This window comes from Carnobacterium sp. 1290_CSPC (assembly GCF_001053265.1).
Lineage (GTDB): Bacteria > Bacillota > Bacilli > Lactobacillales > Aerococcaceae > Aerococcus > Aerococcus urinaeequi.
The window spans coordinates 1-14,441 of the sequence record NZ_JVVG01000025.1; the positions used below are offsets into that span (position 1 = coordinate 1).

Genomic DNA, 14,441 nt, shown 5'->3' on the forward strand with positions numbered 1-14,441 from the left:
CAGGTAATCTAATGATTACCTGGCAGATATTACTCATCAGTCCTATTTGACGAAGAGCCTGATTTTCCTTCTTTCAAGTATGATGTGGTGTTTTACTTTATTTTAGGAAAGCATGGCCTTTTTGTATATACAAAAATAGTGGGGGTGAAAATTCCTTAAAAACTCCCAACAACTCCTAACAACACTACTTAAAATAAAACAAAAACTCGACGCCAGCTGACGTCGAGTTTTTGCTATCATAAGTACTATTTGTAATCTACACCTCTTGTGTAGGTGTTCGATGCATCCCAAAGTAGGTATTCGTTGGCGCCACTTTCAATAACAGCGTCAATTTGTTCTTGTACTTCGGCCGCGCCGTACTCAGCATAAGTACCTTCCGCTAGGTATGATGCGGTAAAGTCTTGTAACCAAGGTCTAGATACTGGTGCATCTTCCAGTTCAGCATTTAAAGCATTCTCTTTTTCCATATAAGCTTGTACAACTTCATATGGGTATAAGTCTGGGTAGTCTAAGTCGAAGTAGCCAGGACCCCAGTGAGAAGGGTAAATCATTGATGAAATGACATCGACATTTTCTGCGATCATGTTGTAGTTTTGACCGATACCAGGTGTTGCGACAACATCTGTCACGTAACCAAAGATATCTGCAGAAACATCTACACCATATGGTTGAAGTTCTTCACGGGCATAAGCTAGGAAGTCTGCGATAACCATTTGTCGGGCTTCAGTTGAAGCTTTTCCGTATTCAGCGTAGTCACCCATATCGTAAGTCAAGGTTTCACCAAACGTTTCAAATCCTTCTGGGAAGCGGACATAGTCAAATTGGATATCTTTATAACCAGCGCGAGCGGCTGATTTAGCGACTTCTACAAGGTATTCCCAGTTATCTTTGTTGTATGGATTTAGGAAGGCATCACCACCATCGTTAGTCCATACTTCACCAGATTCTGTTAGGAAGGTACGAGATAGATCAGCGTTGGCTAGGTTGGTATCTTTAAAGGTTGTGATACGAGCGATTGGATAGATTTGTTTGTCTTCGAACGTTTGCATTATGCCTTCGCCATCAATACTATCTGTTTCGTTGTTGTTGACCGTATCATCATCTGACGGTAGGTCCATAGTAATGTTCCCGTAATCGTCTTTGACATCTAATACAACAGAATTTAGATTGGTTTCATCTAAAAGGGCCATATTTTCATCAAATAGGGCTTGGTCAGTGGCACCGACAGCTGATAGGTAAACCCCTTTTACGCCGTCTTCAGGATAGGGAATATCATAACCTGAATCGTATTGGAATTTTGAGGGTAAATTTTTTGGTTGGTTTAATAAAGCCGTTGCTTCTGTAGAAACATTTGGTAATTGTGTACCGTCACCTTCACCGCTTGTCGCTGCAGCGCTAGCATCTTCATCACTTGCTTCAGTTGATTTAGCAGATTCACTGGTAGATTCAGCATTTTGTTCAGACGAACTTTCATTACTTGCGGTTTGTTCTTGGTTATTTTCATTGGCTAAGCCATACCAGTCTGTTCGAATGCCAAAGATTAAGGCTAAACCTAATACAATGGCTGTGAGTAGCCCTAAAACAAGTTTCCAATTGAATTTAGGTCCTTCGTTTTTTGGGTCTAAAGTTGTCTTAATATCCGGATTTGGATTGGATTGATTGTCTTTCAATGTTCTGGCCTCCGTTCTATTTCATTTTATTGTGCTTGATTTTCTGTTTGCGAAAGTTTGGCTAATGCCGTTAAGTCAGGCAACATTTCAGATAAGGCTGCTTGTGATGTTTCAAAGTTACCGTTAATTTCCGCTAGACCGTCAGAGAAGGTCGTTAGATCGCTGTCTTCAGCTGCTAAACTTGTGTAATAAGCATCTTCTTTTTCCAAAACAGCTTGGTAGTTTTCAATGTAGGCGCTCATTTGCGTGTTCACACTGTCAGCTAATTGGCGAGACGTATCAAAGTTGGCGAAATCTTCCCCAGCTGTGAAGTCAGTTTCGTCAAATTCATTTAAACTTTCAACCTGATCTTGGAAATCTTCAAATAGCGATTTTAATTCGTCAAATTCTTCTTGTCTGGTTTGTAGGTTTTCCCGTGTTGCACCCGTGCCTGATTCAGCCAAGTTGGCTAGACTTTCATCAGCTGCTAAATCCGCTTCAAAAGCATCTTGCAAGGCCATTTCCTGCGCTTGAATGGATTCTAATTGCCCCATCATAGTTTGGGCGTTTTCGGCTGACTTTGTCACAACTTGGTCTGGTGTTCTAGAGCAGGCTGCTAATACCCCAATGCTCACCCCAACGATTGTAAGGGTGGTTAGTTTCTTCAATACCATTATCTATCTCCTTATTCTATTTTTTTCTTGTATTACCGCAGTGAATAACAGAAATGAATGCTGTATTTTTGGGTGTAGAATTGCGATAATAACCCATAAAGTATAATATACCCTTAATGATACGAGACTTAAGCGAATTTCTCAAGAAATTAATATAATTTTTAGAAAATGCTAAGGGAAATGTAGGAATTCTTTTGCCAGAAATTAGGACTTTAGTCCCTATCCAATGCCTGGTGTTCAGTTATAATAGACTAAAGAGCTCGTGCAAGTTTTATGATGAAGAAAATGGGGAGGAGCGTGCAAGAATGAGTAAGCAGTACAATAACCGACTTTGGCGACTAGGCTTAGCAGCTGCTGCAACAGGCGTCGGCTATGTTTATCATGCCATGAGTCAAGAGCGATCGGTGCGCAGCAAGGTGATACAAGATGGTATGAGGATTAAGCGAGAAGCTAATCGATTAACCCCTGCCAATAGCAAGAAACAAGCAACTGAAGACCTAGCTAAAAGGAGCATCAACCACGAAAACTTATTTTTTATTACCCGCGACCATGCTTCAGAGATTCACCGTGGCAAAAAGGGTGTCATCGTCGAGCTGACGGATATTGATACCGAACCGGTTTTGGACTCACAAGACACGCCTACAAAGAATGACAAACCCTGGATTATTTATTTTCATGGCGGTAGCGGGATTCATACCTTACAAGAGCGTGAATGGGCCTTCGCCCGAAAAATAGCTAACCGCTTTGAAGATGAGGCGAATGTATCAATTCCCTTGCTGCGGTCATTCGCTAATTATGACTTACGCGCTGAAGCCGTGCGGATTACAGCTCTAATAGAAGAAATCGCTGACAAAACGGGACGGTCACTAGAAAATATCTACTTTCTTGCTTCTGATACAGGTGCGATTCCAGCCTTATTGGTTGCGGACCGGATGGACCAAATCGGCCAACCAGTGAAACGGGTGATTTTACTGTCACCATGGCTAAACACAAGCTTTGATGACGTCAACATCAACCCAAACGATGTGCAATTTGACGCGACCAAGGTTAATGCCTTAAAAACGATCTGGCGGGATAAAAACCCAGCCTTGAACTATGCCAAAATGCCAATTGACTCAATGCCAGCAGTCGATTTTATTAACGGATCGGATGACAGCCACGCCTGCGACGGGCGTTGGTTGCACCGTCGATTACGTGCCCATAATCATACCAGTAACTATTACCAGTTTGATTACATGCACCATGAATTTTACCTGAACAACCTACCAGAAAGTCAGGAAGTTATTGACATTATCCACCAACAGATTATGAACCCATAATCCAGCATCTGCATTGGTCAGGGCGAGGTTAGCTGTTATAATATGAAAGAAGGAGTGATTCGATGTTTTTCCCCATGATGTTTGACTGGACTTATATCTTAATTCTTATTGGTGCTATAATCGCGTCAATCGCAAGTGCCAACGTAAGTCGAACATTTAATAAATATAGTAAATATGCCACTGCAAAAGGAATGACCGGTACCCAAGTTGCCGAATACATCCTAGAATATTCAGGTATTACCAACGTTCGTGTTGAACGAATTTCTGGTAACTTAACCGACCACTACGATCCAAGCAATAAAGTACTGCGTTTATCAGACGCGACAGCCGATTCAAAATCGATTGCTGCTATCGGGGTTGCAGCCCATGAGTGTGGCCACGCGGTTCAAGACGCCCAAGGTTATTTCATGATGACCCTACGTCAAAAAATTGTACCCGCTGTCAATATCGGTTCAAAAATGTCTTGGCCAATCTTAATCCTAGGTGCCATCGCGGGCTATAACGAGACCTTTATCAACATTGGGATTATTTTGTTCTCTTTAACCTTACTTTTCCAATTAGTGACCTTACCAGTCGAATTTGACGCCTCTAAACGTGCGCTACAAATTATGGAAGATGGGCATATTTTAACAGCCAAAGAATTACCATATGCTCGTAAAACCTTGAACGCTGCAGCTATGACTTACGTCGCTTCAGCTATCGCAGGTGCCTTGTCATTACTACGTGTCTTGATTTTATTTGGTGGTCGTTCCCGCGACTAAGATGTAACCATTATTACTGGCAAAAAGAGAGCCTTGAGTACCACGGTATTCAAGGTTATTCTTTTGCGCGAAATAGGTCCTAGGGTGGATGGCGAAACTTGAGAATTTGATAAAATACTTATATAAGATTAGCTGATCTGAAAGGCAAGTATTGGTGCCTACCAGTTCATCGATTAGACAAGTATTATATGAACATAATCAATTGATTATTTTTATGAGGAGGTGACCGTGATTGCGAAGAAATTTAAAAGTGAAAGCTAAAGAGACTTTAAGTCAGAATGCAGGTTGGTTTGTCTTGTTTACCATTCTTTATTGGGCAATTGTATGGATAATTGGGACCTTACCAACTGCAGTATCCTTGGTCCTTTTCCCCATCAGCGTCCTGATTATTATCATTGAGATCGTTTTTATTGCCGGAGCTGAAATGGCTTATCTACGGTCATTGATGGTGAAGAATAACCAACGACCAATACAAATCCACCGTGACATTATTGGGCCAATCATGCGCGATTCAATTAAATTCACTTGGGCAGGCGTCCTACGTGGTTTTTATCTACTCATGTGGTCATTATTGTTGTTTTTCCCAGCGGTTTATAAAGGTATTGGATATGCATTGACCGATTATTTAATCGTCGACTTCCCAACCTTAACAGCATCTGAGGCCATCACAGAATCTCGTCGGATGATGCGCGGCCGGAAATGGCGATTTATCTGGCTAAACCTACGCTTTATCGGATGGTACCTATTGATTCCATTCACGCTAGGATTAGCCTACTTCTACGTCAAACCCTACCACAGCCTTGCCTTAATCAACTTCTATGAAGAAGCATTAGATGAAACTGGCTACCCGGAAAAAGTATCACGACTAAGCCAAGCTAGAAAGCACCGGGCCAAAGAAATGCTTGTAGAAGAAGAGGAATACAAGCCGAAATCAAACCGAAAAGCCAAAAAACAAGGCAATACATACCGCAGATTTGCAAGAAAAGAAAAAACGTCCACATACAAAACCAACTACAGCTTTGTGGATGACAAGTATATAGACGATAAAAACTGGAACGACTTTTAAAAAGAGGGTGCGAGCTTTGGCGTTTAGGCAGGTAGCACTGGAAGACTAGTGCTGTGACACATACCGAGTGGCGCAAACTAGTCTGAAGTGGAGACCTGACTGGCAAAGCGAACCCGACTAGGGTGCGAGCTTTGATGTTTAGTCAGCTAGCTTCTAACACATTTAGGAGAGTATAGGCTAAAGCATAACTGAATAATAAAATGAATAACCAAATTTAAACGCAGGATCTGGACTCCTCTCTAGGTCATGCGTTTTTTCTATTCCTATACAATTAAAAAACACGACCTAGCTTTCGCCAAGTCGTGTCCATTTTGCCTAAATTAGTATTGTTCCAAGTATGTATTCAATTCCCAGTCAGTTACTTGGTGTAAGTATTCTTGGCATTCAATACGTTTGCTTGAGATGAAGTTTGCAGTGATATGTGCACCTAAAGCATCTTGTACAACGCTGTCGATTTCTAATTCGTCTAAAGCGCGAGAAAGAGAGCTAGGTAATTTATCAATGCCACCGTTAACTAATTCATCAGCAGTCATTTTGTATACGTTACGAGAAATAGGCGCTGGTGCAACCATTTCGTCTTCAATACCTTTAAGACCAGCACCTAAGATAGCAGCAAGTGCTAAGTAAGGGTTAGCCGCTGGGTCAACTGAACGTAATTCAACACGTGTTGATTTACCACGAGCAGCTGGGATACGGATTAGTGGTGAACGGTTACGAGTAGACCAAGCAATGTTTACTGGTGCTTCGTAACCTGAAACTAAACGTTTGTATGAGTTAACAATTGGGTTAGCAACTGCAGTAATCGCTTTAGCATGTTCTAAGACACCAGCGATAAATTGCATAGCTGTTTCAGATAATTGTGTTTCAGAATCTGCATCAAAGAAGACATTTTCACTTCCTTTGAATAGAGACATGTTACAGTGCATACCTGAACCATTGATACCGTAAATAGGTTTTGGCATGAAAGTAGCATGCAAGTTGTATTTACGCGCAACAGTTTTAACGATTAACTTGAATAATTGAATCTTATCGCAAGCATCTACAACATCAGTATATTTAAAGTCGATTTCGTGTTGCCCAATCGCAACCTCATGGTGAGAAGCTTCTACTTCAAATCCAAGATCTTCAAGGATCAATACGATTTCACGACGACAGTTTTCACCTAAATCAACAGGCGCAACATCGAAGTAACCACCAACATCATTTACACGAGTCGTTGGGTTGCCGTCTTCTGCAAGTTTGAATAAGAAGAATTCTGGTTCAGGACCTAAGTTGAAAGCTGAGAAACCTAAGTCATCTAGTTTTTCTACCATATGTCTTAGGTTACCACGAGGATCACCTGCAAATGGTTCACCATCAGTTGTATAAATATCACAAATTAAGATGGCAACTTTTCTATCATCAGAACCCCAAGGGAATACAGTCCAAGTATTCAAGTCTGGGTGTAACTTCATATCAGCTTCTTCGATACGGACAAAACCATCAATAGAAGAACCATCGAAAGCCATTTCGTTATCTAAAGCTTTGTCTAGCTGTGAAACAGGGATTTCAACATTTTTCAAAATTCCGTTAACGTCCGAAAATGCTAAACGAATAAAATGTACATTTTTCTCTTGTGCGTCTTCAAAAATTGCTTCTCTTGTCCATGTTGGCATAAAAATTGCTCCTTTTTTTGTCGTCCTAAATTTAACTACTTGTGTATTATGAATGTATTTTTAATAGAATGCAAGGGCAAATTAACGTTTTGTGTCACAAAATATAACATGGGAATCGAATTTTATAAAATGTTAACAAGTTCCACATAAAAATCTCATTATTTGTTATAATCAAATTTAAAAGAAAAGGAAGATAAGAGGAGTTAGGACATGGTCATATTTGGGGCAATCGTGAACGCAATTAGCGTAGTATTTGGGGCAGGTGTAGGGACGACATTCGGTCATCTCTTAAAAAACAACACGCGAAAAGGCATAATGACAGCCGTCGCCTTGGTCGTTATATTTATTGGTATCCAGGGTGCGCTTGAAACAGACGATTTAATCGTCATGGTGCTGTCCTTAGTAATTGGAACCTTAATCGGTGAAACAGTTGACTTCGACAGTAAATTTAACCATTTTGCCTTAAAACTCCAAGAAAGAGTAGCTGGCGAAGGTGGATCTACCTTTCAAGAAGCCTTTGTATCGGCCACCTTATTTGTTGTAGTCGGCGCAATGGCCATCATCGGGTCCCTGCAGTCTGGTTTATTCCTAGACCACACCACCATGTACGCCAAATCCATCTTAGACTTTGTGTTCGTCTTTGTCTTGTCGTCAACGCTTGGGATCGGGTCAGCCTTTGCCGCTATCCCATTATTTATTTATGAAGCAGCCTTATCGTTATTATCCGCATCCATAGCGCCCTTATTAGGTGATGTCGTAACCACAGAAATCGGTGCGGTAGGGTCCCTCATTATTATGGGCTTAGGTTTCAATCTCTTACAAATCACAGACATCAAAGTCATGAACATCGCACCATCTATGTTCGTACCAATCGTTTTAATTCCACTATTCAATTTGTTTTAATATTATATAGAAGAAATTATTCAAAAAATCATTTAAAGGGAGAAATTATCATGGAAATGTACACTTATATCGAAGCATTAGCCTCAAGCCAATCAGCACCAGGGGGTGGGTCAGCAGCAGCATACGCCGGCACAATGGGCGCAGCCTTAGGTAACATGGTCCTAAATATTACTATTGAAAAGCAAAAAGGGGTGGACCTTGATTTGCTGACGGGTCTAGTCAATCAAATGACTAGCCACCAAGAAGCACTGTTCGCTTTGGTGCAAGGGGATGAAGACGCATCAAACCAACTATTCGGTGCATTCAAATTACCAAAAGCCACTGACCAAGAAAAAGCTGACCGTGTACAGGCAATTCAAGCAGGCTTAAAAATTGCCACAGAAGTGCCATTGGAAATCATGGACCATGCAACACAAGCCTTAGAAATTATGACCCAAGTCGCTAGCCTAGGACGCAAGTCTGTGATGGCCGATGTCACCGTTGGTACAACCATGCTGAAAACAGCTATCCAAGCAGCCAACGAAAATGTTGAAGAAAACGTCTTGTTATTAAAAGACGAAAACCTACAAGCAGCATTAGCTGCCAAAGGAAAAGACTTGATTCAAAGAAGTGAAGCCGCAATTCAAACAATTACAGAAACGGTAGCCAGCCGTTAAAAGTTCTATGATTTACAAACCCTTCTTTCACAGGAAATACAAATCCAACAACTTAAGGAGGCGAACATTACGAACAAAAACAATTACAAATTATTAGGATTCATACGTCGGTACGGTAGGGTTGAAACAAGTACATGTGACTTATATTAAAAAAACGGTATCTAGCCGTCAATAAATCTAACAAATCGATCCATATAAAGATGATGGGTCTTTTTTGTTTGAAAAATGGAGATTACCTTCTGAAGAAAGTTTAAAAATTATGCAAAATTTAACAAAGACTTGAAGAAATTTAATGGAATCTTTATAATCTAAACAATAGTGAAAAGCTAGGCAAGAATTACAATAAGAAAAGAGATGAAATAAGTGGAAGAAAAACAACAAGAATCACGGTTACTCCGTATTCTTAACGGAATTGAACGTGTAGGGAACAAAATGCCTTCACCAATTATGATCTTCATTTACCTAAGTATTCTAGTCATTCTGGCGTCATGGGTAATGAGTATGTTTGGGGTATCGGTTGTCAATCCGGTAGATAATTCAGAGGTTGCAGTAAATAACTTGCTAACTGGTGAGTACTTTGCCCGCATGATATCAGAAGCAGGCGCAAACTTTGCTGGATTCCCAGCCTTGTCAGCCGTATTAGTTATTATGCTTGGTGTTGGTATGGCTGAGAAATCAGGTTACTTTGAAGCCGTTTTAACTAACGTAGTGGAGAAAGCGCCCAAGCAATACATCTTGCTAATCATCATTTTTTCAGGGGTAATTGCCAACATCGCTGGGGACGCTGGTCCAATCGTATTGCCACCGTTAGCAGCCTTAACCTTCTTGAAAATTGGTTTAAACCCAATGGCCGGTGCAGTTCTAGGTTATGTATCATCACTTGCAGCCTTTGCGGCCAACGTGATGTTGGGGATGTCTGATGCCTTAGTATTCCCCTTTACAGAATCAGCAGCACAGACTATTTTGCCAGATATTGAACTAAATGTTGCGATGAACTACTATTTCATCTTCGTTTCAACATTTGTATTAGTACCAGTTATTTACTTCGTACTGACTAAAATTTCATTACCACAAATGGGTGAGTACCAACCTGAATTTGCCGGTGAGAAATTACCAGCGGCTCACAAAGGTGGCTCATTATCAGATAAGGAAATCAAAGCAGTTAAATATGCAAACTGGTCATTACTAGCGACAATCGTTATTGTTGCAGTTTTAGCCTTGATGCCAAATTCATTCTTAGCAAATGCTGAAACAGGCTCATTAATTTCTGACTCGCCATTTATGGACGGGATCACAGTCTTGATGACAATTATGTTCTTCGTGCCAGGTTTCGTGTACGGTAAGATGACCGGTCAAGTCAAAGACTCACACGACTTGTCTCGGATGTTATCTTCGTCAATGGCTGATATGGGTAGCTTCATTGTGATCATCTTCTTCTCAAGTCAAATGATGGCTTACTTCTCATGGTCTAATATGGGGACAGTCATTGCGATTTCAGGAGCAGCCTTACTAGAAAGCGCCAATGGTATCGCCTTAATCATCGGATTCATTTTATTATCAATGTTTGTTGACTTCTTTATTGGCTCAGCTTCGGCAAAATGGGCAATCCTGGCACCAATCTTTGTCCCAATGTTCATGCTATTAGGTTACCACCCATCATTCACCCAAATTCTTTACCGTATTGGTGATGGGATTATTAACCCGTTAACACCAATGCAAGCTTACATTCCGGTAGTTCTAGCAGTATTATACAAATACGACAAGCGTTCTGGTTTAGGAACTTTAATGTCTAACGTATTACCTTACTCAGTAGCCATCGGTATTGCGTGGATTATTATGGCAGTCATCTGGTACCTAATTGGTATCCCAGTTGGACCAAATTCACCAGTTTTATTATAAAAAATTATTCAATATAAATTTTGCAAGCAGTCTACTTGGTTAGGCTGCTTTTCTTATGTAAAATAGCCTTATAATAAAATGACTAGAAATGCATAAAAAAATATAAAAGAGAAAGTAGGCGAATCAATGGCAAGCGTGATCTTTGGTGGTCATCCAGAAATGGAGACTTCAGCGTCCCATCAATTCCTATATGAAGCAAGACCAAATACCATTCCTTTTATCCAAATTGAACGACCATTCACTGAATCAAATGTGACTGCTTATCAAGAAGCTATCCTAGCATCAGACAGATGGCTGCTTCAGTTTCCGTTATTCTGGTATCAAGCACCTGGTTTAGTATCAGATTTTATTCAAGAAGTCTTTAATAAGGAATTTTTAGATACTTATAGTAAAAATTTAAAAGGTAAAGAATTTGGTGTAATCATCTCGGTGGGTGTACCTTTAAGACAGTACCAAGCAGGTGGCCGGGAACAAGTAACCATTTCAGAATTACTTCGTCCTTTCCAATCCTTTGCACGTGCGATTGACTTAGATTACTTGCCACCATTTGTCCTTGCCCAACATTCCTACCAACCAGAACATATCCAGCAAGACAACTTAGTCCGTTTTAGACAATACCTAGAACTACCAGCCCAGGCAAAATTTGCTGAGCGAAACGCTTGGTTGATCGCCCAATTAAAAGATATTGCAGGCGATTTTGATCAACCATTACAAGAGCAATTAAATTTAGTTGCTGAAGAATGGGCAGATGAAATGGACAATCTAGGCGACATTGAAGCGCAACTACCTAAAACAAGCTGGCGTTAAGGGGGCACATCATATGACGGCATTAAACAAGGAGACTAGAACCGGAATGGAAAATGACTTGAAATGGACAGAGGCGATCATTGATCAAGCCATCGAAACAGCAACAGACTATGCAACAATCGCCATACTAAAAAAAGTGAAAGCTGAAATCGCAGAAACTGACAAACGCTTATTACAAGCCCAAGGTCAATTAGACGGCCTAGCATGGAACCACGAAGAATGGTAGTTGGATAGAAAAGATAGCATATCAGTATCAACCGATAGTAGAAAAAGTCTTCAAAACTGCTTGACTTATCCAATGACTTTGATAGAATTCAATGAGAAGCGAAAGTTTCACACGTAAATAATCTTGTGCAAGGAATGCACTATGGCACCAATTTAATTGGTGGAGTAGCGATGAATCTGGTAATTAGCGAACTAGTGGTGGGTGAAAACTAGTCAAGGATTGATAGTGAATTACACATAGCAAAATAAATTCCGCCGGCTAGTGCCCGATAACGCACAAAGAGAGGTTGTAAACTAAATGTTTATAACAATTTGGGTGGTAACACGGTAATTGATCGTCCCTGTCTAGGTTTTTCCAATTGGAAGAGCTTAGGGCAGGGGCTTTTTTATTTTATAAAGGGAAAAGGAGCGAAAAACATGAACATTATTGAAGAATTAGAATGGCGTGGCGCCATCAACCAGCAAACTGACGAAGACGGTCTAAAAGCCTACATCAAAGACAACAAAATCAGCCTATACTGCGGTGTTGACCCAACTGGTGACTCACTACATATCGGTCACTTAATCCCATTTATGGTCCTTAAACGATTCCAATTAGCAGGACACCGTCCAGTTATCTTAATTGGGGGAGCGACAGGTTCAATCGGTGACCCTTCAGGTAAATCGGAAGAACGTAACCTACAATCTATGGAACAAGTAGAAGACAACGCCCGCAAATTAGCTGGTCAAATGGAAAACTTATTCCTGAAAGAAAAAGACGCCGACTTCCGTATGGTCAACAACTACGACTGGACTAAAAACCTGACTTTACTTGATTTCTTACGTAATATTGGGAAACGTTTCAACGTGAATACCATGATCAAAAAAGACATCGTTGCTTCACGTTTGGAAACAGGGATTTCATTTACAGAATTCTCATACCAAATCCTTCAATCAATGGACTTCTTACACCTATTTGAAAACGAAGACGTTCGTCTACAAATCGGTGGGGCCGACCAATGGGGGAACATCACATCAGGTCTAGAATTAATTCGTAAAGAAGCTGGTGCCGACGCAGAAGCCTTTGGATTAACTATTCCATTAATGTTGAAATCGGACGGCACTAAGTTCGGTAAAACAGCTGGTGGTGCGATTTGGCTAGACCCAGAAAAAACGTCACCATACGAATTCTACCAATTCTGGTTAAACCAAAACGATGCAGACGTCGTGAAATACTTGAAATACTTTACCTTCTTAAGCAAAGAAGAAATCGATGCCCTGGAAGAAAAAGTAGCTAGTGAACCAGAAAAACGTGAAGCACAGCGTCGGCTAGCAGAAGAAATGACTACTTTTGTTCACGGTCAATCAGGCTTACAAGATGCCCAAACCATCACAGAAGCCTTATTCTCAGGCAATATCGCAGACCTATCAGCCAAACAAATTGAACAAGGTTTCGGTAACATGCCAGGATCAACAATGCCTAAAGAGGGCAACAATTTAGCCATTTGGTTAGTAGACGCAGGCATCGAAGGATCACGTCGTCAATCACGTGAAGACATCAACAACGGCGCCATCTACATCAACGGCCAACGCCTACAAGACGTCGACTACGAAATCTCAGCAACAGACGCCATCGAAGGCAAATACATCGTCGTTCGTCGCGGTAAGAAAAAATACTTCTTAGTTACCATCGAAGGCGCGTAAACATTGATATAGAAACGATGAAAGACTTGGACCCCGGTTCAGGTCTTTTTTTGACAGCATTTTGAACCCACAACGTATACGTAAAAAAACAAAAAAACGCTTGGTAAAACTTGTGTAAATCCTATAGCAACAAGGATTTCAACCTGATATGATAGCCCTGTAATAACCATAAAAGGAGTGATCGATATGTTTAAAAAAAGAAGTTTCTTATACTTGCTGGCCGCCTTATATACAGTGGCTGCACTCGCCTTTCCAGCACAAGCCATTCATGCCAAGGGGAAGGGCACAATAGCGTCTCTACCAGCTAGCGACCAAAATGCGCAACTACCATTCAATACTACAACTACTAAACGGCAAGCCGTCCTAACCACAGCCAATGACTTGATTGGCACTCCTTATATTTGGGGTGGTAACGACCTATCTGGTTTTGATTGCTCCGGTTTTATTGAATATATTTTTAAGGCAAACGGCTTATATATGCCACGCACAACCAACCAACAGCAATATTTTGGCCAACCTGTAGACTTAAACAATGTTCAACCAGGCGACCTGTATTTTTTTGAAGAAGACGACCAGGTTTACCACGTCGCCTTGGCACTCGCGGATGGCTATTATTTACATGCTCCAAGCCCGGGGAAATCTGTTTCATACGGTCATGTCGGCCGCTTTGCCCCACAGTTCGCTAACCGGGTGATTAACGACTTGTAAGCAAGTAGTCTAGTAAGTAGATAAGTAGGTAGACTCATGAATCAGTTTAGGGCAAGTTTGCCATTTTTCGAATTGAATCATTAGGACATTATCAATTATTCATGACACGGGTGATCGTAAATGTCGTCGAAACCCCTTAAAATACTGGTAAATTATGATATACTATTACGGAAAGAGAATAGACAAATATTAGGGGGCACTCATTCGTGGCTGAAAATAAAGAAACATTTTATATTACAACACCGATTTATTATCCAAGTGGTAAATTACATATCGGAAATACATATACAACAGTAGCATCTGACACACTTGCGCGTTACAAACGTGCGAACGGTTTTGATGTAATGTTCTTAACTGGTGCAGACGAGCACGGACAAAAAATCCAACAAAAAGCTGAAGAACAAGGTATTTCACCGCAAGAATACGTTGATGGTAT

14 protein-coding genes are annotated in these 14,441 nt (G+C 40.8%); 11 read left to right on the plus strand and 3 right to left on the minus strand.

The annotated features are described in order from the left end of the window. Positions 1–245: 245 nt before the first annotated feature. Together AC973_RS02425 and AC973_RS02430 are read right to left on the minus strand one after the other, a co-directional pair. On the minus strand, positions 246–1,670 hold the full coding sequence (locus tag AC973_RS02425) for a putative glycoside hydrolase (protein ID WP_048726832.1): 1,425 nt from the start codon (positions 1,668–1,670) through the stop codon (positions 246–248). A gap of 26 nt (positions 1,671–1,696) precedes the next feature. Beyond that, positions 1,697–2,323 (minus strand): YkyA family protein, encoded by a 627-nt coding sequence (locus AC973_RS02430; protein ID WP_048726835.1) that lies wholly within the window; start codon positions 2,321–2,323, stop codon positions 1,697–1,699. Between the two features lie 305 nt (positions 2,324–2,628). Here AC973_RS02430 and AC973_RS02435 point away from each other — a divergent pair, with 305 nt between their 5' ends. The 3 genes from AC973_RS02435 to AC973_RS02445 all read left to right on the plus strand — a co-directional run bounded on the left by AC973_RS02435 (position 2,629) and on the right by AC973_RS02445 (position 5,469). Further along, the gene (locus tag AC973_RS02435) at positions 2,629–3,642 is read left to right on the plus strand and encodes an alpha/beta hydrolase (protein WP_048726838.1); all 1,014 of its coding nucleotides are present in this window, start codon (positions 2,629–2,631) and stop codon (positions 3,640–3,642) included. Positions 3,643–3,704: 62 nt separating this feature from the next. Next, a complete protein-coding gene (locus tag AC973_RS02440; protein WP_048726841.1) occupies positions 3,705–4,403 on the plus strand; it encodes a zinc metallopeptidase in 699 nt (232 codons plus the stop codon). Positions 4,404–4,635: 232 nt separating this feature from the next. Then, on the plus strand, positions 4,636–5,469 hold the full coding sequence (locus AC973_RS02445) for a DUF975 family protein (protein ID WP_048726844.1): 834 nt from the start codon (positions 4,636–4,638) through the stop codon (positions 5,467–5,469). A 320-nt stretch (positions 5,470–5,789) separates the two neighbouring features. Here AC973_RS02445 and glnA read toward each other — a convergent pair whose 3' ends face one another. Continuing rightward, complete coding sequence (glnA, locus tag AC973_RS02450) at positions 5,790–7,124, minus strand: type I glutamate--ammonia ligase (protein ID WP_048726846.1); 1,335 nt, start codon at positions 7,122–7,124, stop codon at positions 5,790–5,792. A 210-nt stretch (positions 7,125–7,334) separates the two neighbouring features. Here glnA and AC973_RS02455 point away from each other — a divergent pair, with 210 nt between their 5' ends. The 8 genes from AC973_RS02455 to AC973_RS02490 all read left to right on the plus strand — a co-directional run. Further along, positions 7,335–8,027, plus strand: a complete 693-nt coding sequence (locus AC973_RS02455; RefSeq protein ID WP_048726852.1) for a DUF554 domain-containing protein — start codon at positions 7,335–7,337, stop codon at positions 8,025–8,027. A gap of 50 nt (positions 8,028–8,077) precedes the next feature. Continuing rightward, the gene (locus tag AC973_RS02460) at positions 8,078–8,683 is read left to right on the plus strand and encodes a cyclodeaminase/cyclohydrolase family protein (RefSeq protein WP_048726855.1); all 606 of its coding nucleotides are present in this window, start codon (positions 8,078–8,080) and stop codon (positions 8,681–8,683) included. 363 nt (positions 8,684–9,046) lie between these two features. Continuing rightward, entirely contained in the window at positions 9,047–10,582 is a 1,536-nt protein-coding gene (locus AC973_RS02465) for an AbgT family transporter (RefSeq protein ID WP_048726857.1), read from the plus strand. Between the two features lie 126 nt (positions 10,583–10,708). Then, complete coding sequence (locus AC973_RS02470) at positions 10,709–11,389, plus strand: NAD(P)H-dependent oxidoreductase (protein WP_048726859.1); 681 nt, start codon at positions 10,709–10,711, stop codon at positions 11,387–11,389. 13 nt (positions 11,390–11,402) lie between these two features. After that, a complete protein-coding gene (locus AC973_RS02475; protein ID WP_048726863.1) occupies positions 11,403–11,615 on the plus strand; it encodes a hypothetical protein in 213 nt (70 codons plus the stop codon). 416 nt (positions 11,616–12,031) lie between these two features. Beyond that, a complete protein-coding gene (tyrS, locus tag AC973_RS02480; RefSeq protein ID WP_048726867.1) occupies positions 12,032–13,297 on the plus strand; it encodes a tyrosine--tRNA ligase in 1,266 nt (421 codons plus the stop codon). A gap of 186 nt (positions 13,298–13,483) precedes the next feature. Then, positions 13,484–14,005: a C40 family peptidase gene (locus AC973_RS02485; RefSeq protein WP_048726871.1), complete on the plus strand. Its 522-nt coding sequence runs from the start codon at positions 13,484–13,486 to the stop codon at positions 14,003–14,005. Between the two features lie 206 nt (positions 14,006–14,211). Beyond that, positions 14,212–14,441, plus strand: a 230-nt coding sequence (locus AC973_RS02490; protein ID WP_048726874.1) for a class I tRNA ligase family protein, incomplete at its 3' end; no start/stop codon positions are given.